Origin of the sequence: Helicobacter cinaedi PAGU611, assembly GCF_000284635.1 — a bacterium.
GTDB classification, from domain to species: domain Bacteria; phylum Campylobacterota; class Campylobacteria; order Campylobacterales; family Helicobacteraceae; genus Helicobacter_C; species Helicobacter_C cinaedi.
In genome coordinates, this window is sequence record NC_017761.1 from 1,446,696 (window position 1) to 1,468,078 (window position 21,383).

A 21,383-nucleotide genomic window follows, 5' to 3' on the forward strand; every position below is an offset into this window, starting at 1 on the left:
TCTTCAAATCCTTTTCAGGAATTGAAGAATAAATCCATGAGGAGCCATAGCGATATGGCTTTCCATTGTATTGAACTTCGTAAAGCCCAACACTTTTGAGATGCCTTACCGCTTACTCACAAAAAGACTCCTTTTGGAATCTTTTTATAGTTCCGGTTTCAAAGCCCTTTTGCACCGCCTCTTCTTGCTCCGGTGTCCCGGGCTTGAGGTCGTTTAGATGGTATTTATCCCATCATTCAAGCACCTCTAATAAGAGGGGCAATGCTTCAAGAAAGCCTTCTTTGATGAGAGCCCTAATGGTCTAGCAGCTAATTCTAAAAATGCAGCTTCTGCTGTATCTAGTGCTAATGCTTATATGGATAAACTAGGTTCATTTAATGCTGGTGGTGGTTTAGGACAGCTTAGAGCTGATATGGCTTCAGCACATTCTGCATATATGAGTTCAATAGGCACAGCAGGTGAAGCTGCAGCTAAGAAAACTTGGCTTGGAGCACAAAGAAGCTATAATAAAGGATTAGCAACGCAGAATAGTTTAAATAGGCAGTTTAATGCTTTAAGCCCACAGGCTAGAAAACATGTGGATAAAAAGCTTGGTGGCGATGCTGGAGGGGGAGTAACGGGAGGAGCGTTTGGACCAGATGTTACCCGACCGTAACTAAAGCATATATCTTGACATTTTTCAAGATTTTGCGTACAATTACGCCGACTTTCGGATGTCTTATATCCGCACCCCTTGGTTGTCAGCAGACTAACCGAGGGCTCTTTCAGTTAAGCCTATCAATCTCTTATCAATACATTTCAAAACATCTTGAAGAAAGGTTTCTATTTTTATTGGGAATATCCCTACTAAATTGTTTTGTTCTTTTGCTGTTATGTTTGGCAATATCTTTCCGCAGTTATTTTTATTAGTTTTTAAAAGATTCTCCCAATGAAATGCTCTATTTCTTATGTGTTGTATTAATCTGATGACCAAAATAAGTTTTAAATTGTTATCCGATGGATTTCTGTTTCTACGCGAATAATTTGTTAAATTAATTTTTGACACATCAAGCATCTCTGTATAACTTGCTTGTGCGATATTGTGTCCTTCCCAGCCAAAAATTAATAGTTTTGCAAGATTGACCCAAAACCCAAATGATAAGCTTGAAACTATTTGTGCGTGTGTTTTATGTTTTATTCTTATCTTTTTAAGATCTCGATACATATTCTTTTCAATCTCTGTCATATCATCAGGTTCTATATTTTCAAAAATATTGATTAAATCAATAAGCCATTCATCATTTTCTGTTTGATCCCTAAGAAAATTGTCAATTCTATTTCTAAAAAATAACTCAAATATACCAAGATGTATGCTTATTTTTGAAATAAGATGCAAATTCTGATCGTGTTGCTCAACACTTTCGTAACTACCAATCCTTTCTTTTGAAAAATAAAACTTATAACCCTCAAGTTGCATCGTATTGTATATCATAGTCTCAACCAATCGTTTTTAAATTTAGCAACAATGTATCCCACATATTTAATTGGTTCTGTGTAGCTTTATTTTTCATTTAAAAACTCCTAAAAATGATAAGGTGTGTTAATTAACTATCCTATAAGTTCCATTCGCGATGATACTTTTGACATAACTACCTCCTTGTTTATATCCTTCCCTCTGAGCTTCTTCCCTTGTTTCATCGGTCCAAATGTAATTTAATCCACTTCCAGAGCCTTGTGTTGGAGCAACAATCTTAACTTCTCCACTCTCAATTAAATCCGCCCACTTCCTTTTGGGAATATCAGGGTAAGTCACAGGTGAAAAGCGTAAATCACCATTCGGATTCCTCAACCTCTCAATTACCTTTTTCTTACACGCCTCATCCCAAGCTCTCCAGTATGCTTCATCACAAATCTTTTGAAAATCTTTTTTAGCTTGGCTACTCCATTCACTATAAGGTGTATTACCATCTGGAATATGATTTGGACCACTAAAACTTTGTCCTACTAAGTATCCCATTGCAAAATCTCCAAAACCCATTTTTAGCTCCTTTCTATGTTTTGTTTTATTTAGTGAGATTGTAGCAGAATCTATGATTTAGATTCAAATGGGTAAAATACTATAATTTCTCGACTATATATTTTTGATACCACTCATCAGCTTCTAGCTCGTTCAAATCTGCCTTATATGCTTTATCAAATATTGAATATAACTCGCTGTATTTCTTATTATTCACTATAATAGACTTAAGCTCCTTGCTTTCTAATGTTGCAATTTTCATACCTTTTACACGCTTTGAACTATTATTAGTGCATAATAAGGCAGTATTTTTCTGTTTCTAAAATCACTTATGACATTTATGTCTAGATGTGTAGTTACAAACACACAATACGAGTTGTTATTGCCTGTTTTTAATAGATGCTGACCTAAATGTCTTGACACAGGTTCTAATTCCATACGCCTTTGATTTGTCTTATCTGCCAAAGTTGCTTCAAGCAACGATATATGTTTTGGATAGTGTGCTGTTTCATTATACTCATATACAATATCAGCTTCGCCACCTGCTGCGTGAGATTTTGGAAAGAAGTCAGCATCTAAAGATAATTTCATATAGTCTAGTATCTTGCCTTTTCTTTCACTAATTTTATACCACGCAATGCCAAGCACATACTCAAACATAGTAGGTATGTCAGCGTTATTTGTGATATACTCTTTTATATTGCTATCATCCCTATTCTCAAATTGATTAAGTAGTTCTATAAGTTTTGTGTCGCTAAATTTCTCATCTATTAGCTTATTGAACCTTATGTATCTTTGTCTATCGTATTCGTCCATAGCTTCAACAAGATTAGAAATATTTAGCCTAAACTCGCTATTGATTGAGTTGATTATTGTATTATCGTCTAGTTTTAGAGCCGATGAAATTTCGTGCAATTCACAATCGCTTTCTAATGCAGTGCTAGGTAAATATGCCTCACTATATAGCTCTTGTATTGTGCCATTAAAAAAGTGTTTTGGTATTATGTCTAATTCTACTTTGCTGTCTCTAAACAAGAATATATCACTAAGTCCAAAGTATCTGCGGTTTAAGTCAAAGTAATCTTTTAGTGTCGCTTTTGCTTTAAATAGGTGCATTATCTTAAAAAAGGCAGTTCTAAACCCTACTTTATCCGTAATATTGCTAAAAATATTAGTGGCTAATACGCCACCTAGCTCACGCTTTATCTTTTTTTCTGATATATTACCAGCAAATATAAAGTTGTTCCACCAAGTTTTTAATTTTAGTTTCTTAATCGCCGTAAATAAGCCCAAAAGAGAACTTTCATCTTTGTTGTTATCCAAGAATACATTTTTTAAAGCCAAGTATGCTTCATAGTAAGGTATGTCATATTTAGAGCTTTTTCTATTCATACCTATTTCAAGTATTTCATCAACACTAATACTTGCAAGCGATAAAAACCATTCCAATGCTTCTTTGTAGTTTTGCATTGATAAAAGACGGTCTATTATGATTTCATCTATGCTTATGTCGTTATTGCGTAAAGCCGATATGCTGTTTGAGATTAGTTGTGTATGATCTTTATCAGTGCAAAGCGGAAGTAAATATATAAACTCATTGTCATTTAAAAAGCCGTGATTACTAAGGATATAAAGTGTTATAATAAGCGGTCTTACTATCTCGCTGTCAATAGCCGAACTTGTCTTTAAAAGCTGTTTTAGATACAAAAAGCTATCTTTTGAGATTTGAAGTGCATTATCTTTGCTAAAATCACCGCCTTGGCTAATCCGTAAAGCCTTTATTCCTGCATTTGTTAGTTTTCTATCCTTATTAATTAATCCAATTTCATAAAGCCCAAAGACCTTTTCTCTTGCATCCTTATCCTTGCGTGTTGCATCGCCTTTGACAAAGTTGTTTTCTTTTAAAAAATCGTAATAACTTTCTTGCGTTTCTCTTTCAGACCAGTTTCTGCTTTGATTTTGTGGTAACTTCCAAAACCTGTCAAGCAAATCCAGTTGCAATTCAATGGTTCTATTAAAATTTTCAGTTCTAAAACTTGTAGTTCCCAAATTCCAACAATAACTCTTGTAGCTAAATTTTCCCACAGAACACCTCATTAATTAGATTTTTTTTCACATTCTTTATTAAGCTCTCTAAACCAGCTACTAAATTCTGTCCTAGTCATTTTTCTCCTCTGTTGCCATAGAGTGTTTTTTTTGTGGTCAAAATTAATTGCAAAAGTTGGGCACACATAACATTTATTCCCTAATAATTCACAATCAAAACTTCATCACTAAACGAGGTTTTATCTTTTATTTGATAATTTGAGTTTGAATATTTATGGTTCAGATGATGTGTTTTATATGCTCGATTGTCTAGCCAAGATTTTAGTATTTCATTTGTTTTGCCTTTGCTCGTTAGTACATTTGAAAGAACGAATTTTATTTTCCTAGCATTCAGGTTGTCTAAAAAAACTAGTAAATCTTTCTCGTCTTGTTCATCCCAACCGCCATTTTCGTTGTAAGTCGCACAAGTGATTAAATAAGGAGGATCAATATAGACAAAGTCGTTCTCATTAATCTTTGATATATCGTAGTTTCTAAAATCAACACAAGTAAAAAAGCAGTCTTGCTCGTGTATTCTATCTATAAAATTGACTAGCTTTTGCTCCATTTTTGCATTAAAATCACGCTTGCCAACAGGCAGATTAAACTCACCACTTGCATTAAATCGGATTTGGTTGTTAAAGGCATAAACAATCATTACATAGAATAACAAATAGTAGTCAGTGGCATTGTAGCTCATAGTGTTAAAATCACTGCGCAGTCTTAAAAAACGGCTCTTATTATACTTGCCAAGCCCCTTTGAACTATCACACTTATAAAAATCATATCCATACTTACTAACCACTGAAAGTTCGTATCTTGCGATAATATCACAGATTTGTTCTATTGCCTTTTTGGATTCAATGCCCTTAAAAAATCTACATAAATTAATCAATCTATCATTTATATCATTATAGACAACACGCCTACTTTTTACATTAAGTCCCACATTACAGCCACCACTAAACAAATCTACAAAGGTATCAATTTTCTTTGGAAATAGTGGCAGTATTTGTGGCAGCAGTTTAAATTTGCCACCAGTATAATTTAATGGCGAAGATATTAGCTGACTTTGCATAAAAAAAGCCTTTCTGTGTTGTCTTGTATGTTTGATTTACCCGTGCTAAATGCTTTAAATTTTTGCGAAAACACAGACACCTTACCCTTTTTACCTAGTGTTTCCATAATAACTTCATCGCTGATTCTAGCATTTGAACGGTCGTTGCCTTTTGCTGCCATATTATTATACGAAAGCAATATGTATTTGGTATTAATATTTGCGATTAAGTCCATAAATGCTTCGCTTGCACTGCTATTACAATATTTGCTTTTCATGTGTGTTCTATCCATTTTACGAGCCACACCAAACACTTGTGGTTTTTGCCAAGTAGCAACATTTTCTAACAAGTGGTAAGCATCACTATATTGCCTAGAATTATAAGGTGGGTCAAGATAGACCAAATCGGTATAAATTTCTTTAACTAGATCATTTGCATCTTGATTGTAACAGCGATTATTTGGGTTTAGTTTATTGCTTACAAGTGGCACTGCAAGGATTAGATTATCAGCTTGTTTTACACCTTTCCTATATGCATCATAATGACCACAAGTAGTAGCTATCTTATCCATTGCGTACAACAAGGAAGTAATAAGTATTGCACTTTCTTTTTCGTTTAGCTTATTGTCGTTTTTTAGGTTATTGATATTTTCACGCACAAAACCTATCTTAGAACATACCTTATCGCTAAAATAAGTGTTGCTAAAATTTTCAGTCATATAGTTATTTTCTAGTTTATCATAAGTGTTAAAATCTCTTAAAATTTGCTCTATTTTCTTGCGGTCAAATCCTTGTGGGCTAAACCAAGCAAGGTTACCTATATAATTACTTTGCAAAATATCGTTTGTATAAACTGTCTTATCAATAAAAACACTAGCTACCGAGCCTGTACCTGAAAATATATCGGCAACAGATTTAATGCCCTTGCAGTTGTTTTTTACTACATTTTGGATAAAGGGCAATAGTTTGGTCTTGTTACCTAGATAACGGCGAGAGCTAATGTTAAAGGTGGTTAAGATACTCATATTTCTATACCACCAGCGTAGCGTTTATAAGCAAGATTTTTGCCTTTGAGGGTGTTAAACATTATGTTTTTTTTATGACAATACTTGAGGAAAAAGCACAATACTGTGGAACAAATGGCGTGGATATTGCATCTTGAACTTCACATTCCTGACTCAAAATCTGTGTTGATATTGTCATTGTTTTTGCTCCACTATGTTGGTTTTACTATGAGTGGATTATAGCAGAATCCTAAAACCCTTTTCAAATAAACTTTAAGATGTCTTACTCTTATCCACAAACAACTCTTTTTTGCAATATCAATTAAGAATGAGCAACAGGTCTTTGCTGATATTGCTTTAAAAATTCTGCGAAAATTTCCTTGTGTGTATTATCTCTTTCAATAATCATCTTAGCAAGTCTATCTTTTGCTTGAACTTCCATATTCTCATAAACCATAAAAGGTAGAGAGCCAAACTGATATGAGCCTTCTTTAACTTGTCTATGTTGCTTTTGTATATCTTGCTAATATATGATATTAAAACAAGAGGTAGCCTTACCTACCATTTCTCTAATAGCTAGTTTTTCAGCTTCTGTAAGATCTCTATGTTTTCTTACATAGGTGCTGCGAGTTTGAGAATAGCCATAGATATAAGAGCCTATAACTAATCCAAAGACTGCTATTGCAAAAAATACAATCCACATATTTGGTTACTCCTTTGTTGGTTTTATTTAGTGAGATTATAGCAGAATCTATGATTTGGATTCAAATGGATAAAAAGGATGATTTTATGATAGAATACAAGATTATAATCTACAAACGCCTAAAAAAGGACAGGAATGCAATTAGATAATGTTACAGAGCAAAGACTTGATGAAGCTGTTTCATATCTTCGCCACAAGAGTAATGAGCGGTTGTAGGCAAGGCTTTACCAAAAGATTCTCTTTCTGCTAGAGCTTGAATATTTCAAAGAACACGGCACATTGTTTATAGGACTTAAATTCAAAAGCTACAAATACTGACCTTTTAGCGAAGAAGTTGCTAATGCGCTAGACAATCCACAAGCTGTGGAGCATTCTCAAAGGGTTCAAGAAAAACTTGATGAAATTCTTGAAAGATATGATCTAAAGGACTATAGTCGTTCTAATATGCAGCAAGCATACACTCAAATTATAGACCATATACACTCCTTGCTTTTTTATCACCTCACACCATTTGGGCATATTATTGAGTTTGAAAAATATCCCATAGAGTCCCTATTCGAAAGGCTTGAAACTAAAATAGATGGGGAGTTTCTAGAAAATGAGAGAGGGGAATTTTACAGGCTAAGGCATCAAGCTAAGGGATTGACATATCAATTCCTGACTTAAATATCAAAATTGCTAGATACTTTGCTTTCAAGTATCAAATAGCAGAATCCTATATATACAGAGACTTCGCTCATTATATTAGGAAAGAACTCTCTTTTTTAGAAGAAAACTTCACTTATCATCAAATATTCACGATTGTGAAAAATATGCAAACTTATGGGATAGTAGGCTTGTATAGAGAGCTGGAAACTGAAGATGATATTGACCACTTCCAAGCAAATTCAAAAGCGGAGATATTGCTTTTGATATGCGAGTTCTTGAAAGTTGAGACCTGTAAGCATTAAGAACTAGAGAGTATGAGTTATGATTGACATTCAAAGCAACCTTGATCGCCTCAACCATCTAACAAATCTTACAGACAAGGGCTGGAATGGTTATGAATCTGAGCCTATCAATCAAGAAGCGATTAAGAACGCCATAAATATAGTAAATAAAGTGGTGGTTCAACCAAAAATATTTCCGTTGGCTAATGGCAACATACAACTTGAATACTATAATAGAGACAAAGATATGGAGTATTTGGAGCTTGAGGTTTCCGAAAATGGTATTCAGGATTCTACAAATGAAAATATAAGTATCAAAGAACTTAATACAAAACTGAAAGAATTTTATGGGTTTGCATAAAAATTTGAACGAAAAACTTTTTAGGGCAATTCGTCCTATAAATTTCTTATGGGACAATGAGTTTAATCGCCCGTCTCCTGCAGCCTTTAAAGACAAAAATGGTTTATCGGTAGAAAAGACTGGACAACGCACAACAAATGATGTGCTGGAAAGCCTGTCTAAAAAACACAACACCGAGACCATTGTCGAGATAAGTGTCAAGCAATGCATCCAAATTGGTACATATCCTATTAATGCCCCAAGCCATACAAACAGATACCATGCAGAAATACATAATTCACCTACAGAGAACTTATAGAAGCAAACAAGCGTAGAAAAATGGCTGAAATATGCACTATTTATTTATACTATTAAAAACTAACTATATATTGTATCGGTGGATCGACACAAACTCTACTTTGGTGTTATGCTAGATAAGATAGAAATGTTTTTAGATGATTGTTTAGATTTGATAGATGAGAATCTAAGAAGTCTTATCACTAGCGTGGCACAAGGAGCCACTGACTAATGTGCGGAGATTGTAATTCCTTTTTGCTTAAATGCTGATTAAGTGTTGCTTGGAGTTTTCCTTCTTTAACAGCTCCTACCTTAAAAAAAACAGACAAGCATTCTCTTACAGCACAATAAATACAGCAATCGCTGGAAATACAATAATCCCACCTATAGCATAAATAAATTGCATTATATATGCAACTTTATATTGTCTCAGGAATAACAATTCTTCTTGTTTTAGGACTGCTTTAGATTTGTGTTTGATAAAATCAAATTCGGAGGCATTGGACTTGAACCATATACCGATTCTTCGCAACCCACAATAAAATGTTAGCATTCCACACACTATCAACCATAAAATAGGTGCTGTCTCACTCATTAATTGCTCCATTGTTTTGCTATTTTTTTTGCAAAGAAATGCCTTAGCTGTGCTTATAAAGAGAGAAGTTGTAGTCAATACATACCAAATAGAATGTATCGCCCTCCCTATATCCACAAGCTCGGAAGTCTTAACCACCAAAAACGAAATACATTTGCGTACTTTTTACCTAGATTCTCAAAAGAATTTTTTACGGCAATATTCCTAAAGCATGAAATGTCTAAAAGCTCGTGCCCGCATTCCGCATTCTTTCTTTGCTCTATAATCTCGCTCCAACTTCGCTGTGTCAAAAACAAAAAGAGTTTCATTAGTTTGGTATTGTATTTCTTGGCATTCTGCTCTCTGTAGAATGAGTGGTTTTTACCAAGACATAACCCGTGCTTGTCACATTCAATGACTTTTTCTAGCGATACAACACATCGCCCAAAATGCGTATCTCTTAGCCTATTTGTGCTAATACTATCAGAGTTAGGCTTTTTAATTTTGGACATTCACATAAGGCTTAAAATATGATTTTATGTCTTCTAAGGGAATAAGTTTGTTTTGTCCTTTCTCATAATTGTTTTCCCAAGGGCTCTCATTGTGTGTTCTTTCTCTAAGCTTCCAAGCTGAATATTGCCCCATAATAGAAAAAACATCCTCTACAAGCTCTTTTGCATTTTTATCTAACAGGTCTATTTCGCTATCAGACATCGCGTATATGTTTGTTGGAATATAGATACCCTCGATATGCTTAAGGGCATCATATACTTCTCTTACAACAGGTCCGTGCTCCCACGCTTCTATATTCTCCTCAAAAAGTGGCTTATTAAATAGTGCAGTATAGTATCCTTGAGCATAATAGAGTAATTTTTGAAACTTAAGTTTGGATAGATCTATTGGCTCATCTAGTACTGCTCTTTATTGAGAGCGATAAAATATCTTGCTACTTCTAGGGCTTTCATTATTTTCTCCTTTTAGAATATAAAAAGTCGCTTTAACTCCAAAACCACGCCGGATTGAAAGTGTGCGACACTAAGTAGAAATTATGTTTTTAAGTGATTGTTTTTTTAATCTAGATGCTGTTTTGTTCTACACACACATATATATAAGTGAGTAGCTTAAGCAAATGAAATGATGTATATGGAAAAGCATATCAAGCAGAAATCTAGAGTCTGAGCATGATGTTTAGAGATTCCAAGCAAATTCAAAAAAACCACCCACTTAGAAAAGCGGTGGCACTTCAGCAAGAAGGGCTAAGCTCCCTTATTACTATTATCCCCTTGCCCCTTGATGGTGGTGAATTTCTTTAACAAATCTTTGCCTATATCTATTTGAGCTAATCCCTCAAGCATAGCTCCCATGCTCATACCACCTTTTGAGGATAAAATCTCTCCTACTTTGCTTATGCCATTTTGCACATCACCGCCATTAGCGATGATTTTCATATCAGCACTCGCTAGGGCTTTAGCTTGTTCTATACCTATTTTTTCATTTGCTTCTACCTGCCTAATGGTAACAAGATATTGTTGGTATCCCTCATTCTCGCCGATCTCTTTTGCAAGTGTGATTTGTGCGGTTACTGGAGCAAGCTCTTTTAGTTTTAAGGATTCAGCTTCAGCTGTCCCTATCTTAAGAATACCTTGTGATTCTTTGTCTTTCATCTCTAGCAATGCCGATGCCTCTAAAAACTGCCTTTCTTTGTCAGCTTCCGCACTTCTAATGGTTGCTGCTTTTCTAGCTTCAGCATCTAGCTCAATTTTCTTTTTCTCCTCTTCAGCCTTAACAATTTCAGCATCTTTGTTAATTTCTGCTTGTTTTACTTTTTCAACACGAAGAACTTCCATTGTCTTTTCCCGAGTAGTTTTCTCTTGTTCTTTAATGGCTTGATTTGCCTGTTCTCTACTAATAGCAACTTCTCGCTCATTCTCCACAGTTTTTAGCCCTATTGTTTTGTTTGCTTCTTGCTGTTTAACTTCTGTGGCTTGTTGAGCTTCAATTTCAGCCATTTGAGCTTCTTTCTTGTTATTTGCCACTTTAATACGACTTTCTTTTTCAATTTCAGAAATCTTTTTGTTCATAATATTGGCAATAACCTGACTTACCTTGGAATCTCTAATATCCATTAGTTCTATATTTTTTACAGGCTCAATACCCCAGTTTTTAAGCTGTTCTTTCACAGATTCTGTAAAGTCATCTCCAAGCTCTGAGCGCACCTGTAATATATCTTCCAAATTTCGGCTTGAAAGAATTGAACGAATGGAACCTTGAATAATATCTTCGAATAATATCTTCAAGTTGTGTATGTAAGTCAGTGAAATCCCTTACTCTTTGTGCTGCTAGATTAGAATCATTAACTCTAAAAAAAGCTGTAATATCTACCACAAATGGCAGTCTTCCCAAATCATACGCCTCATATCCTTCAATTTGGATAGAGAATACAGATACGGGCAGAACAATCTTTGTAACACCTATAAGCGGGAACCACGATGGAAATTCATAGTATGTATTACCATTCCCCGTATCTTTGCCATAGGAAAGAGTTTTCCTTGCTGATTGAACTATATGCACTTCATTTGTTGAGACAACTACTCTAAAAAACAATGGAATAACTATCAAAAGTATTGCTGCTACTACTGCGATGGCAATGCCTATGGGTATAAATAACATTAATGCTCCTTTTGTGTTTGAAATATGTGTATGCGACTGGTTTTTGCGTACTGAATGAATCTTAACAGAAAAAGAGTATTTTTTCAAATGGATAATTCAATTCCTAGATACAAAATCTACGCTATTTTAGCTATCAGCACTAGATATTTCTACAATAGAGGCTACCTTCATAATCATATACAAACCATTTTTTCCGATTCCAAATCTACCCCTAGAATCTTTTCAATCATTGCTGAAAAATAAAACAACACAAAAAGAAAAACAAAACTTACCACTACTGCCATAATCGCCACAAGCATATTGCTCTCTTCAGCGATCACTATCACACTTGCTAATGTCCCCGGTCCTACAAGCATAGGAAACGCCATAGGGATAATACTCCGCTTAAACAACTCCTCAAATTTAAGTTTCTTATACTCGGAGTAATCCTGCTTTGCAACAGCAAAAAGCAGATTTTTCAAACTCATCACAATAAGGATAATCCCCCCAGCTACCCGCACAGAATCTAGATTCACCCTAAAAAGATACTGCATAATAAATGAGCCTGTCAGTAAAAAAATAAGCACAATCAATAACGCTGTCCATAAAATATTCCTAAAAAGCTTTTGCCGCAATGGTGTATGCACCTCATCAGTCATAGCAAGAAATTGCGGTAAATTCCCAAAAGGATTCAGCACCGCAATGATTGTTATTGCGCCTAGCCCCACGAGATGAAAGGTGGATTCTAAATTATCAAAAAACATACATTTTCCTTAAAAATTTATGAGAATGAAAACCCTAAAAAATTATAACCATTTTTATTTAAGCTTGAGATTCAAGTTGGCATATTTGGTGCATTTATGCCACTTGTATTTTACGCCAAGTTCTACATATAAGATTCTATCTCAAACCCCCACGCCCCACAAAAACAAACCCAAAACATAAAAATTTAAAAAATCTTGCTACAATACGCCCTTATTTGATTTGGGGATACATTTCATTTTTCACATAGGACAATACTTTGACATTCAACACAGCATCAATCTTAGACAGAATCACGCCGTTTTTCAAAAATCTCTCGCAAAGCACAGAGATGGTTGTTATTGTCTTTATGATGCTTATTGTCGGCATTATCATTGTGCCACTGCCAAGTGTAATGCTTGATTTTTTGCTAAGCATTTCCATTGCCCTATCTATTTTGATTATCCTTATTACGCTGTATGTGGATAAAGCCACGGAATTTTCAGCCTTTCCTACTATTTTGCTTATTGTTACACTCTATCGCCTAGCCCTTAATGTCGCCACTACCCGTATGATTCTAAGTGAAGGGCATAATGGCGTTGAGGCTGTAAGCAGTATTGTCGCTGCTTTTGGGCATTTTGTCGTGGGCGGAAATTATGTCATTGGGATTATTGTTTTTACCATTCTTGTGATAGTTAATCTCATCGTCATTACAAATGGCTCTACTCGTGTTACAGAAGTGCGTGCGAGATTCACCCTTGATGCGATGCCCGGTAAGCAAATGGCAATAGATGCGGATTTAAACGCTGGGCTTATTGGGCAAGATGAAGCACAAAAAAGACGCGATGCGTTGGCTCAAGAGGCGGACTTTTATGGCACAATGGACGGAGCAAGTAAGTTTGTCAAAGGCGATGCGATTGCCTCTATCATTATCACCATTGTCAATATCATCGGCGGATTCTTAATTGGCGTGTTTGAACACGGAATGAGCGTGAAACAAAGTGCGGAGACTTTTACAATCCTTACCATTGGTGATGGGCTTGTTGGGCAGATTCCCGCACTCATTGTTGCTACTGCTACGGGTATCATTACCACGCGTGCAGCTAAAAGCTCTCAAACAAATTTTGCGGGAGATATTGTCACGCAAATTACAGGTAGCTCAAAAATCTTAAGTATTGTTGGCTTTATCTTAATCCTTTTTGCCCTAGTTCCCGGACTTCCTATTTCGCTTGGTTTTGTTGGGGTGTTTTTCCTTGCGGTGGCGTGGCTTGTGAGCCGTGAAGATATGGGGAGTCTTTTCTCTATGGTGGAGAAATTTATCAGCAAAAAAGCCTCACCAAATAGCAAGAAAGCCGATGAAGATTCACAAAAAGAGATAGATATTGAAAAACATAAAGCTCAAAGGGTGCAGAAAAGCGAAGAAGAGATTAAAAAAGAAGAAGAAGCTATCATTAATGAAGCACTTAAAGTTGAAACACTAGAGATTTATCTAGGCTATCAGCTTATCCGTCTAGCTGATGTCAAGCAAAATGGCGACTTGTTAGAAAGAATCCGCTCTATGCGTAAGAAAATCGCCACAGATTATGGCTTCCTTATCCCACAGATTCGCATTAAGGATAATCTCAATCTCCAGCCCACCGACTATGAAGTTTTACTTAAAGGCGTGAAAATCGGCGAAGGCAGTGTATTGCCTGATAAATTTTTAGCTATGGATACAGGAATGGTAGCAGAAGCCATTGAAGGAATCCCTACAAAAGAGCCAGCCTTTGGGCTTGATGCGTTGTGGATAGATTCTAAAGATAAAGAAGAGGCGATCATTCGTGGCTATCATATTATTGATCCCTCCACGATTGTAACAACGCATATGACAGAGCTTATTAAAACTTATGCAGAAGAGTTTATCACAAAAGATGAAGTCAAAGTGCTTATGGATCGCCACGCTAAAGACTATCCTGTGGTTGTAGGAGAGGCATCTAAGATTCCTATGAGCATTATTATACGCGTTCTGCGTGAGCTTTTACACGAGAAGATTCCAATCAAAGATTTGCCGACCATTTTAGAATCTATCACAGATACCTATCCCATCTTGCAAGATGATACCGATAGTATCGTTGAGCAAGTCCGCTCCCGCCTAGCTAGGACAATCACGGATATTTTTAAAGCCGAAGACGGGAATCTTAAGATATTCACACTCTCCCTTGCAACAGAACAATACCTAATAGATAGGCTTAAAGAACAGCCCGGCGGGAAAAACTTTGTGCTACATTCAAATGAAGTTCAAAAGCTTGTAGATTCCATACAAGAAGAAAGCCTAAAGCTTATACAAAAAAATATGACGCCTGTGCTACTTGTGGATTATAGAATCCGCAAACCCCTTGTCAAGCTCCTTGAGCCATTTAGGGTAAATATTACCATTTTGGGTAATGCCGAGATTGACCCACACGCGACCTTTGAAGTTGTCGGCACACTCAATATAGAATTTTAAGGATAAGAAATGCAAGTTTATCATCTCTCACACACAGATTTAGACGGTTATGGCTGCCAGTTTATCGCTAAAGAGTTTTTCAAAAATATCACTTTTTACAATGCTAATTACGGCAGAGAAGTGCTTGTGCGGATTAATGCTATTTTAGATACTATCACGCATTCCTCTCAAAATCTAAGTATCTTGCTTAGTCAAAAATTTGTCAAAAGCAAAAAATCCCCTGCTTCAAACGCTTCGCAAGATAAATTCCTTGTGCTGATTACAGATTTAAATCTCACACTAAATGAGTCAAACTACCTGCAACAAAGAATAGAGGAGCTAAAAATTAATGGCGTTGATGTGGAGCTTTTACTTCTAGATCACCACATCAGCGGACAGGAATGTGCGGATAAATATGAATGGTATCATTTAGATTCTACGCGTTGTGCGAGTAAGATTACCTTTGATACGCTGATTACACGAGAGAAAATGCTAGATTCTACGCGTGAAAAATGGATAAGAAATGCAAGTGAAATGATAAACTCCGTGGATATTTGGCTTGAAGATGGCTATAAATTTGACTTTGGCAAGGTGGCTATGGGAGCGATTAGCGGGAGCTTTGAGCTGAATAGATTTATGTTTGATGAAGAGCATAGATTCTATAAATTTGCCATTTTAGAATCTGCTAGAGAGTTTTTAGAGCAGCCAAATGGCGAAGTGGCATTTGATAATGCCCTGTATGAGATTAAAAAACGCGCCCTTGGTGGAAACCCACAAACGGAGACAATGGATACAATTACTTCAAATGCCCAAGTCAAGCTCTTAAGCCAAAAAAAGGATTCCTGCACCATTTTTTACAATGACAAAAAAGGCTTTTTAAGCTACTCTATGGGCGGTGTGAGTGTGCTAGCTAATCTTTTTTTACGCACAAATAGTGAGTATGATTTTTACCTTGATGTGAATCCACGCGGTAATGTAAGCCTTAGGGCAAATGGGAATTGCGATGTGAGTGAGATGAGTAGAGAGCTTTTCAATGGTGGAGGGCATAAGAACGCTTCGGGTGGGAAGATTGAAGGATTCAAAGAAAGCTTCTCGTATATGGATATAAAATCGCAGATTGAGTATATTCTTAATAAACACCAAGAGATTCAATAGACAGATTCAACAAAACAAGGAGAAGCGATGAATATTAATGAAAACATTAGCCAAGAGCTGACACTGGAAATGAGCCTAGAAGAAATGGCGTTAGAAGTGGTTGATATGCTAGGCGTGGCACTTTACTTTGCCGGGGCAAAAAAGGCACATATTGAGGAGCTTATTGAGCTTTATTCCAAGCAAATGGATAAATTTTATGCCAAGCTCCCAGAAGATGCTACCTATGGGCAAAATGAGATGATTGAGATTATCAAATCTCTTAAAAAAGATTATCCAAAATTTTTTATGAAGTAGAACCTATGCAGATTCAATGTGCGATTTTATTTAGTGGTAATGGCAGCAATATGCAAAATCTTATAGAATCTTTGCATAATAAACACTTCATACACGCACAAACGCACAAAGATTGCAAACTCCACATAGCTCTTACACTTTGCAATAACGCAAACGCACACGGCATAACACGCACTAAAAATCTAAATATCCCTTGTGCCGTGCTACCTCATCGTGATTTTAGCTCAAGGGAAGAATTTGATAAGCAGATGATTGCTACTTTGCAAACTTATAGGATTGAATATGTGATTTTAGCTGGATTTATGAGAATCTTAACGCCACTTTTTACAAACACTTTCCGCACAATCAATATCCACCCTTCATTCCTGCCCGAACACAAAGGGGCAAATGCTATAAAAGATAGCTTTTATGCTAAGCAAAGCTATGGTGGCGTAAGCGTGCATTGGGTGAATGAAGAACTTGATGGTGGCGAGATTATATTGCAAGAAAAGATTGAAAAGATTCAAGGTGAGAGCCTTGAAGGCTTTGAATCTAGAATCCACGCCCTTGAATACATACTCTACCCTAAAGCCATTCTAAAAGCCCTTCATCTACTCCCTAAAGAATCTAGTGTAAAATCTTGTATAGAATCTCACTCCCAGCCTAGCACAGAATCTGCCATAGAATCTAGCAAGGATAAGCAATGAGTCATTCACTTGAGCTTTTAAGTGCATTTGGTATCTTTTCTCTGCTGATTCTATCCGCCTCGCCTATCAGCTCACTCACACGCATTCCCATTGTTGTGGTTGAGATGATTTTAGGAGCAGTGGCAACTCACTTTTTTAACTTCATCAATACATTTGAAGAAATCTCACTTGTAGCGGAAATTGGCTTTTTATTTTTGATGTTTTTATGCGGTTTAGAAGTGGATATTAAATCTTTTGCAAAACTTGGCAAAAGCTTCTTACTTAAAGCCCTAGCGTATTTTTGCACCCTTTATGGCATTACCTGCCTTGTGGTATTTAGCACAAATCTCTCATACATATATATCGCCGCTTTCCCAGTTATGAGCTTGGGTATGATTGTAGCCTTAATCAAAGACTATGGCAAACATCAGCCTTGGCTTGATTTAGCCCTAAAGATTGGAATCTTAGGGGAGCTTGTAAGTATTACTGCTTTAGTTATCATTGATGGTGCTTCAAGGCACGGCGTGGGCAGTGAGCTATTACAAAAATTGCTTATTCTGCTTATCTTTTTGCTTGTTGTTGCCTTTGGCTTTAGAATTGCAAAAGTGTTTTTTTGGTGGATGCCACAAGTGCGGTTTTTATTTTTGCCACGCGATGATAGTAACTCTCAAGATTTGCGTTTTGTCTTTTTCCTACTTTTTGCCTTTGTGCTTTTAATGATGATTTTGGAGATTAAAGCGGTTTTGGGTGCGTTCTTAGCCGGGACAATTCTTAGCACATTTTTCAAGCACAAAGCAGACTTACCTGAACAGCTTAATCACTTTGGATTTGGCTTTTTTGTGCCATTTTTCTTTGTGTATGTTGGCTCTACGCTTAATCTCAATGCGATTTTTGGCGATATTGACATTCTCTATCACGCTGCATACTTAATCGCTGGAATGCTACTTTTACGCATTATCAGTGCGAGTATCGTCTTTGGCAGATATTTTAAGAATCTTAAATCCACACTCCTTTTTGCTCTAAGCGATTCTATGCCGCTCACTTTTCTTATCGCTACTGCTACTTTAGGTAAAAGTATAGGGGAGTTAGACGACACACTTTATGCTTCATTTGTGCTTGGTGCGATTTTGGAAGGCATCATTTTTAGCGTATGTATTAAAGTCATTTATGTATTTTGGAAAACAAAAAAGGAGAAATAATGCAAACGCCTCGTCAAACTTGGAACTCTAGCTTAACTTATGTTTTAACGGTTGCAGGAGCTACCATTGGCTTTGGGGCGACTTGGAGATTCCCCTATCTTGTGGGAGAAAATGGCGGTGGGGCGTATGTACTTATCTTTGTGTTAGCGATGATCTTAGTTGGAATCCCTGTGATTTTAGTAGAGAATGTCATTGGCAGACGCGCACAGAAAAATGCCATTGACGCATTTGGCGGCGAAGTTAATGGCAAAAAGATTCCGCGTTTTTATAAGATTATTGGCTATCTTGGTATTGCTGGAGCATTTGGGATAATGGCATATTATATGGTGCTTGGTGGCTATGTCATCACTTATATTGCTAATATTTTAAGCGGAAATTTGAATCTGGTCTCCCCCATTGAAAAAGACATCGCAAAGAGCTTTTATGAAAGCAATATTACGCATAATCCGCTGATGGTTGGAATCTACACGGGCATTTTTGTGCTTATTAATTGGATTATTTTGAAAAAAGGTGTGATTGATGGGATTGAGCGGAGTATGAAATACCTTATGCCCTTGCTTTTTATCTGTTTGCTTATTATGGTCGCACGCAACCTTACTTTGCCAAATGCAATGGAAGGTGTAAGATTCTATCTTTTACCTGATTTTAGCAAGATTAATGCAAGGCTTTTCATTGATGTGCTAGGGCAGGTATTTTTTGCACTCTCGCTTGGCTTTGGCGTGATGATAACACTCTCTTCATATTTGCAAAAAAATGAAAATATGATTAAAACCGCTGTTGCCACTGGAATCTTAAATACAATCATCGCTCTTTTAGCCGGATTTATGATTTTCCCCTCTCTTTTTAGCTTTTCCCTAAGCCCCGATCAAGGACAAAGCCTTGTGTTTCAAACGCTGCCTATTGTGTTTTCCCATATTTATTTTGGTAATGTCTTAGCGGTGGTGTTTTTCCTTTTGCTTATTACCGCTGCCCTTACCACTTCACTGCCTATCTATGAAGTCATCATTACCACATTGCACGAAAAGCTTAAAATCTCCCGCACAATGGCTATAAATATCACACTTGGGAGTATTTTGATCCTTGGGAATATCCCTTGTATCCTTGCCTATGGTCCTTGGGAGCATATCACTTGGAATGGCAAAAATATCTTTGATATATTTGATTATGTGAGTGGCAATATTCTTTTTGTGCTGACTTCCCTTGGCACTTTATTTTTTGTAGGTTGGGTGCTTAAGTCTCAATCCCTAAAAGAGCTTAGCAATAACGGCACACTCCACCCACTGCTTGTAAAAATCTGGTATTACTATGTGAAGTTTTTTCTCCCCTTTATTGTGGTGCTGATTTTTATCGCGGGGAATTTTCCAAAGAGCCTTGAATACTTCTTTGCCTTCTTGCGTTAGATAAAAATGAGAATCTTATCTGCTTTTTTTACTCTGTGTGTTTTTGCTACTCTAAGCAACGCCTTAAACACACAAACCCACGCCCTAAGCATTTATGGCAATCCAAAATATCCCAAAAACTTCACACATTTTGATTATGTCAATCCAAACGCTCCAAAAGGCGGCACTTTAAAAAGTTTTGCGTTAGGCACTTTTGATAGCCTTAATCCCTTTAGCCAAAAGGGCAATCCCGCAGCGGAGCTTCACACTCTTGTGTATAACACCCTTACCATTCAAAGCCTTGATGAGCCTTTTAGCGAATACGCCCTTGTGGCAGATTCTATGACGCAAGGCAGGGATTTTATTATCTTTCATCTTAATAAAAAGGCAAGGTTTAGCGATGGGAAGCCTATTAGAGCAAAAGATGTTGTTTTTAGCTTTGAGACACTTTTACAAAAAGGCAAGATTGATTTTAAACGCTACTATGCTGATGTGAATAGCGTTAAGGCGTTAAGTGATTTAGAAGTGATTTTTTATTTTAAAACAGATTCAAATAAGGAGCTACCGCTGATTTTAGGGCAGATTCCCATTTTGCCTTCACACATTTATCTTCAAAATGGCAAAAACACCTTTGGAGAAAATCCCTTGCAAATCCCTGTGGGAAGCGGGGCATATAAAGTCAAAAAGTTTGATTTAGGGCGGAGTATCACTTATGAGCGAGACCCAAACTATTGGGCAAAAGACCACCCCACGCAAAAAGGAATGTATAACTTTGATGAAGTGGTGGTGGAATATTACAAAGATCCTGCTGTGGCACAAACTGCGTTTATGGCGGGAGAATATGACTACCGCATTGAAACTTCGGCAAAAGTATGGGCAAACGACTATGAAGGCAGGGCAAAAAGGGAGGGGAAGATTATCCTGCAAAGCTTTAGACACGAGCTACCTAGCACATTACAAGGATTCTTTTTCAACACAAGAAAGCCCATTTTTGCTGATAAAAGAGTGCGAGAGGCAATTTTTTATGCCTTTGATTTTGAATGGAGCAATAAGAATCTTTTTTATAATCAATATGAACGCACCACACATATTTTTCATAACTCCCCTTTTGCAAGTTCTGCCCTGCCACAAGGAAAGGAGCTAGAAATACTTTTACCCTATAAAGACAGGCTAGATTCTAGAATCTTTACCCAACCCTACATCGTGCCTATAACAAATGGGGAGCAAAAGCGTGGGGAAAATTTGAGAGAAAATCTCAAATACGCAAGGGATTTATTAGAATCTGCGGGATTTTATGTGAAAAATGGAGCTCTTTACACACCCACACATCAGCCTTTTAGCTTTGAAATTCTTATCTCTTATGATGCTTTTGAACGCATTTGTCTGCCTTTTGCTAAGAATCTTAAAAAGCTTGGGATTGAAGCTAAAATACGCAAAGTTGATGATTCACAATACATTAATCGTGTGCGGGCTTTTGAATATGATATGGTTGTTGAACTCTTAGGGCAAAGTCTATTCCCGGGCAATGAGCAAAACTACTATTGGAACTCTCAAGTTGTTAGCACTAAAGGAAGTAAAAACTTTGCTGGTGTGCAAGATCCTGTGGTAGATGAGCTAATTACCAAATTGCTTAATGCCAATTCGCAGCAGGATAGAATAGCTATTGGTAAATCCCTTGATAGAGTGCTATTATGGGGCTTTTATGTCCTGCCACATTTTAATCTCCCCGCTTTTCGCATAGCCTATTGGCGAAACATCGCTATGCCTAGCCAAACTCCGCCCTATGGGATTGATCCATACTTATGGTGGAGTAAGGGAGCAAAAAGCTAGAAAATGCTAGAATCCACGCTTT

Annotated in this window: 22 protein-coding genes; 10 read left to right on the top strand and 12 right to left on the bottom strand. The window is 36.7% G+C overall.

What is annotated here, in order from left to right:
- Nucleotides 1–355 precede the first annotated feature (355 nt).
- On the top strand, nucleotides 356–655 hold the full coding sequence (locus tag HCN_RS07335; protein WP_014667099.1) for a hypothetical protein: 300 nt from the start codon (nucleotides 356–358) through the stop codon (nucleotides 653–655).
- A 93-nt stretch (nucleotides 656–748) separates the two neighbouring features.
- Here HCN_RS07335 and HCN_RS07340 read toward each other — a convergent pair whose 3' ends face one another.
- The 6 genes from HCN_RS07340 to HCN_RS07365 all read right to left on the bottom strand — a co-directional run bounded on the left by HCN_RS07340 (nucleotide 749) and on the right by HCN_RS07365 (nucleotide 6,845).
- Nucleotides 749–1,456 carry a hypothetical protein gene (locus tag HCN_RS07340; protein ID WP_041309536.1) on the bottom strand — a complete coding sequence of 236 codons (708 nt, stop codon included), beginning with the start codon at nucleotides 1,454–1,456 and terminating at the stop codon, nucleotides 749–751.
- Between the two features lie 123 nt (nucleotides 1,457–1,579).
- The gene (locus tag HCN_RS07345) at nucleotides 1,580–2,017 is read right to left on the bottom strand and encodes a hypothetical protein (protein ID WP_014667101.1); all 438 of its coding nucleotides are present in this window, start codon (nucleotides 2,015–2,017) and stop codon (nucleotides 1,580–1,582) included.
- 246 nt (nucleotides 2,018–2,263) lie between these two features.
- Nucleotides 2,264–4,081, bottom strand: coding sequence for an AlwI family type II restriction endonuclease (locus HCN_RS07350; protein ID WP_014667103.1), 1,818 nt, complete (start codon nucleotides 4,079–4,081; stop codon nucleotides 2,264–2,266).
- 160 nt (nucleotides 4,082–4,241) lie between these two features.
- Entirely contained in the window at nucleotides 4,242–5,159 is a 918-nt protein-coding gene (locus HCN_RS07355; RefSeq protein ID WP_014667104.1) for a DNA adenine methylase, read from the bottom strand.
- Entirely contained in the window at nucleotides 5,144–6,163 is a 1,020-nt protein-coding gene (locus HCN_RS07360; RefSeq protein ID WP_014667105.1) for a DNA adenine methylase, read from the bottom strand. Before HCN_RS07360 ends, HCN_RS07355 begins: the two co-directional genes overlap by 16 nt.
- A 502-nt stretch (nucleotides 6,164–6,665) precedes the next feature.
- Nucleotides 6,666–6,845, bottom strand: a complete 180-nt coding sequence (locus HCN_RS07365; protein ID WP_014667107.1) for an uS13 family ribosomal protein — start codon at nucleotides 6,843–6,845, stop codon at nucleotides 6,666–6,668.
- Nucleotides 6,846–7,814: 969 nt separating this feature from the next.
- Here HCN_RS07365 and HCN_RS07375 point away from each other — a divergent pair.
- Both HCN_RS07375 and HCN_RS07380 read left to right on the top strand, forming a co-directional pair.
- On the top strand, nucleotides 7,815–8,135 hold the full coding sequence (locus HCN_RS07375; protein ID WP_014667109.1) for a hypothetical protein: 321 nt from the start codon (nucleotides 7,815–7,817) through the stop codon (nucleotides 8,133–8,135).
- Nucleotides 8,122–8,433: a hypothetical protein gene (locus tag HCN_RS07380; RefSeq protein ID WP_014667110.1), complete on the top strand. Its 312-nt coding sequence runs from the start codon at nucleotides 8,122–8,124 to the stop codon at nucleotides 8,431–8,433. The genes HCN_RS07375 and HCN_RS07380 overlap by 14 nt, the downstream gene beginning before the upstream one ends.
- A 315-nt stretch (nucleotides 8,434–8,748) precedes the next feature.
- Here HCN_RS07380 and HCN_RS07385 read toward each other — a convergent pair whose 3' ends face one another.
- The 6 genes from HCN_RS07385 to HCN_RS07405 all read right to left on the bottom strand — a co-directional run bounded on the left by HCN_RS07385 (nucleotide 8,749) and on the right by HCN_RS07405 (nucleotide 12,398).
- Nucleotides 8,749–9,006, bottom strand: a complete 258-nt coding sequence (locus tag HCN_RS07385) for a hypothetical protein (RefSeq protein WP_014667111.1) — start codon at nucleotides 9,004–9,006, stop codon at nucleotides 8,749–8,751.
- A gap of 107 nt (nucleotides 9,007–9,113) precedes the next feature.
- Nucleotides 9,114–9,497, bottom strand: a complete 384-nt coding sequence (locus HCN_RS07390; RefSeq protein WP_041309538.1) for a hypothetical protein — start codon at nucleotides 9,495–9,497, stop codon at nucleotides 9,114–9,116.
- The gene (locus HCN_RS10860; RefSeq protein WP_081495234.1) at nucleotides 9,484–9,885 is read right to left on the bottom strand and encodes a Panacea domain-containing protein; all 402 of its coding nucleotides are present in this window, start codon (nucleotides 9,883–9,885) and stop codon (nucleotides 9,484–9,486) included. The genes HCN_RS07390 and HCN_RS10860 overlap by 14 nt, the downstream gene beginning before the upstream one ends.
- Nucleotides 9,886–10,241: 356 nt before the next feature.
- The gene (locus tag HCN_RS07400) at nucleotides 10,242–11,282 is read right to left on the bottom strand and encodes a flotillin family protein (RefSeq protein WP_232501858.1); all 1,041 of its coding nucleotides are present in this window, start codon (nucleotides 11,280–11,282) and stop codon (nucleotides 10,242–10,244) included.
- Nucleotides 11,179–11,655, bottom strand: a complete 477-nt coding sequence (locus tag HCN_RS12120; protein WP_014667114.1) for an SPFH domain-containing protein — start codon at nucleotides 11,653–11,655, stop codon at nucleotides 11,179–11,181. Before HCN_RS12120 ends, HCN_RS07400 begins: the two co-directional genes overlap by 104 nt.
- Before the next feature lie 173 nt (nucleotides 11,656–11,828).
- Nucleotides 11,829–12,398 (bottom strand): MarC family protein, encoded by a 570-nt coding sequence (locus HCN_RS07405; protein WP_014667115.1) that lies wholly within the window; start codon nucleotides 12,396–12,398, stop codon nucleotides 11,829–11,831.
- Between the two features lie 257 nt (nucleotides 12,399–12,655).
- Between HCN_RS07405 and flhA the strand changes: the two genes are divergently transcribed.
- From flhA to HCN_RS07440, 7 genes are read left to right on the top strand one after another with little or no spacing between them, the layout of a single operon-like run.
- Nucleotides 12,656–14,860, top strand: a complete 2,205-nt coding sequence (gene flhA, locus HCN_RS07410) for a flagellar biosynthesis protein FlhA (RefSeq protein WP_014667116.1) — start codon at nucleotides 12,656–12,658, stop codon at nucleotides 14,858–14,860.
- Nucleotides 14,861–14,869: 9 nt separating this feature from the next.
- Nucleotides 14,870–15,994 (top strand): DHH family phosphoesterase, encoded by a 1,125-nt coding sequence (locus HCN_RS07415; protein ID WP_002955377.1) that lies wholly within the window; start codon nucleotides 14,870–14,872, stop codon nucleotides 15,992–15,994.
- A 27-nt stretch (nucleotides 15,995–16,021) separates the two neighbouring features.
- On the top strand, nucleotides 16,022–16,288 hold the full coding sequence (locus tag HCN_RS07420) for a hypothetical protein (RefSeq protein ID WP_002955378.1): 267 nt from the start codon (nucleotides 16,022–16,024) through the stop codon (nucleotides 16,286–16,288).
- 5 nt (nucleotides 16,289–16,293) lie between these two features.
- Entirely contained in the window at nucleotides 16,294–16,974 is a 681-nt protein-coding gene (purN, locus tag HCN_RS07425; protein ID WP_014667117.1) for a phosphoribosylglycinamide formyltransferase, read from the top strand.
- Nucleotides 16,971–18,152, top strand: a complete 1,182-nt coding sequence (locus HCN_RS07430; RefSeq protein ID WP_014667118.1) for a cation:proton antiporter — start codon at nucleotides 16,971–16,973, stop codon at nucleotides 18,150–18,152. Before purN ends, HCN_RS07430 begins: the two co-directional genes overlap by 4 nt.
- Entirely contained in the window at nucleotides 18,152–19,552 is a 1,401-nt protein-coding gene (locus HCN_RS07435) for a sodium-dependent transporter (RefSeq protein WP_014667119.1), read from the top strand. The genes HCN_RS07430 and HCN_RS07435 overlap by 1 nt, the downstream gene beginning before the upstream one ends.
- Nucleotides 19,553–19,558: 6 nt before the next feature.
- Nucleotides 19,559–21,361: an extracellular solute-binding protein gene (locus HCN_RS07440; RefSeq protein WP_014667120.1), complete on the top strand. Its 1,803-nt coding sequence runs from the start codon at nucleotides 19,559–19,561 to the stop codon at nucleotides 21,359–21,361.
- Nucleotides 21,362–21,383: the final 22 nt, after the last annotated feature.

What these genes read in the sequence shown, in the direction of transcription:
- HCN_RS07335 (WP_014667099.1), top strand. Translation starts at nt 356, where the DNA reads ATGGATAAACTAGGTTCATTTAATGCTGGTGGTGGTTTAGGACAGCTT.
- HCN_RS07340 (WP_041309536.1), bottom strand. Translation starts at nt 1,456, where the DNA reads ATGCAACTTGAGGGTTATAAGTTTTATTTTTCAAAAGAAAGGATTGGT.
- HCN_RS07345 (WP_014667101.1), bottom strand. Translation starts at nt 2,017, where the DNA reads ATGGGTTTTGGAGATTTTGCAATGGGATACTTAGTAGGACAAAGTTTT.
- HCN_RS07355 (WP_014667104.1), bottom strand. Translation starts at nt 5,159, where the DNA reads ATGCAAAGTCAGCTAATATCTTCGCCATTAAATTATACTGGTGGCAAA.
- HCN_RS07360 (WP_014667105.1), bottom strand. Translation starts at nt 6,163, where the DNA reads ATGAGTATCTTAACCACCTTTAACATTAGCTCTCGCCGTTATCTAGGT.
- HCN_RS07365 (WP_014667107.1), bottom strand. Translation starts at nt 6,845, where the DNA reads ATGTGGATTGTATTTTTTGCAATAGCAGTCTTTGGATTAGTTATAGGC.
- HCN_RS07375 (WP_014667109.1), top strand. Translation starts at nt 7,815, where the DNA reads ATGATTGACATTCAAAGCAACCTTGATCGCCTCAACCATCTAACAAAT.
- HCN_RS07380 (WP_014667110.1), top strand. Translation starts at nt 8,122, where the DNA reads ATGGGTTTGCATAAAAATTTGAACGAAAAACTTTTTAGGGCAATTCGT.
- HCN_RS07385 (WP_014667111.1), bottom strand. Translation starts at nt 9,006, where the DNA reads ATGAGTGAGACAGCACCTATTTTATGGTTGATAGTGTGTGGAATGCTA.
- HCN_RS07390 (WP_041309538.1), bottom strand. Translation starts at nt 9,497, where the DNA reads ATGTCCAAAATTAAAAAGCCTAACTCTGATAGTATTAGCACAAATAGG.
- HCN_RS12120 (WP_014667114.1), bottom strand. Translation starts at nt 11,655, where the DNA reads ATGTTATTTATACCCATAGGCATTGCCATCGCAGTAGTAGCAGCAATA.
- HCN_RS07405 (WP_014667115.1), bottom strand. Translation starts at nt 12,398, where the DNA reads ATGTTTTTTGATAATTTAGAATCCACCTTTCATCTCGTGGGGCTAGGC.
- HCN_RS07415 (WP_002955377.1), top strand. Translation starts at nt 14,870, where the DNA reads ATGCAAGTTTATCATCTCTCACACACAGATTTAGACGGTTATGGCTGC.
- HCN_RS07420 (WP_002955378.1), top strand. Translation starts at nt 16,022, where the DNA reads ATGAATATTAATGAAAACATTAGCCAAGAGCTGACACTGGAAATGAGC.
- purN (WP_014667117.1), top strand. Translation starts at nt 16,294, where the DNA reads ATGCAGATTCAATGTGCGATTTTATTTAGTGGTAATGGCAGCAATATG.
- HCN_RS07430 (WP_014667118.1), top strand. Translation starts at nt 16,971, where the DNA reads ATGAGTCATTCACTTGAGCTTTTAAGTGCATTTGGTATCTTTTCTCTG.
- HCN_RS07435 (WP_014667119.1), top strand. Translation starts at nt 18,152, where the DNA reads ATGCAAACGCCTCGTCAAACTTGGAACTCTAGCTTAACTTATGTTTTA.
- HCN_RS07440 (WP_014667120.1), top strand. Translation starts at nt 19,559, where the DNA reads ATGAGAATCTTATCTGCTTTTTTTACTCTGTGTGTTTTTGCTACTCTA.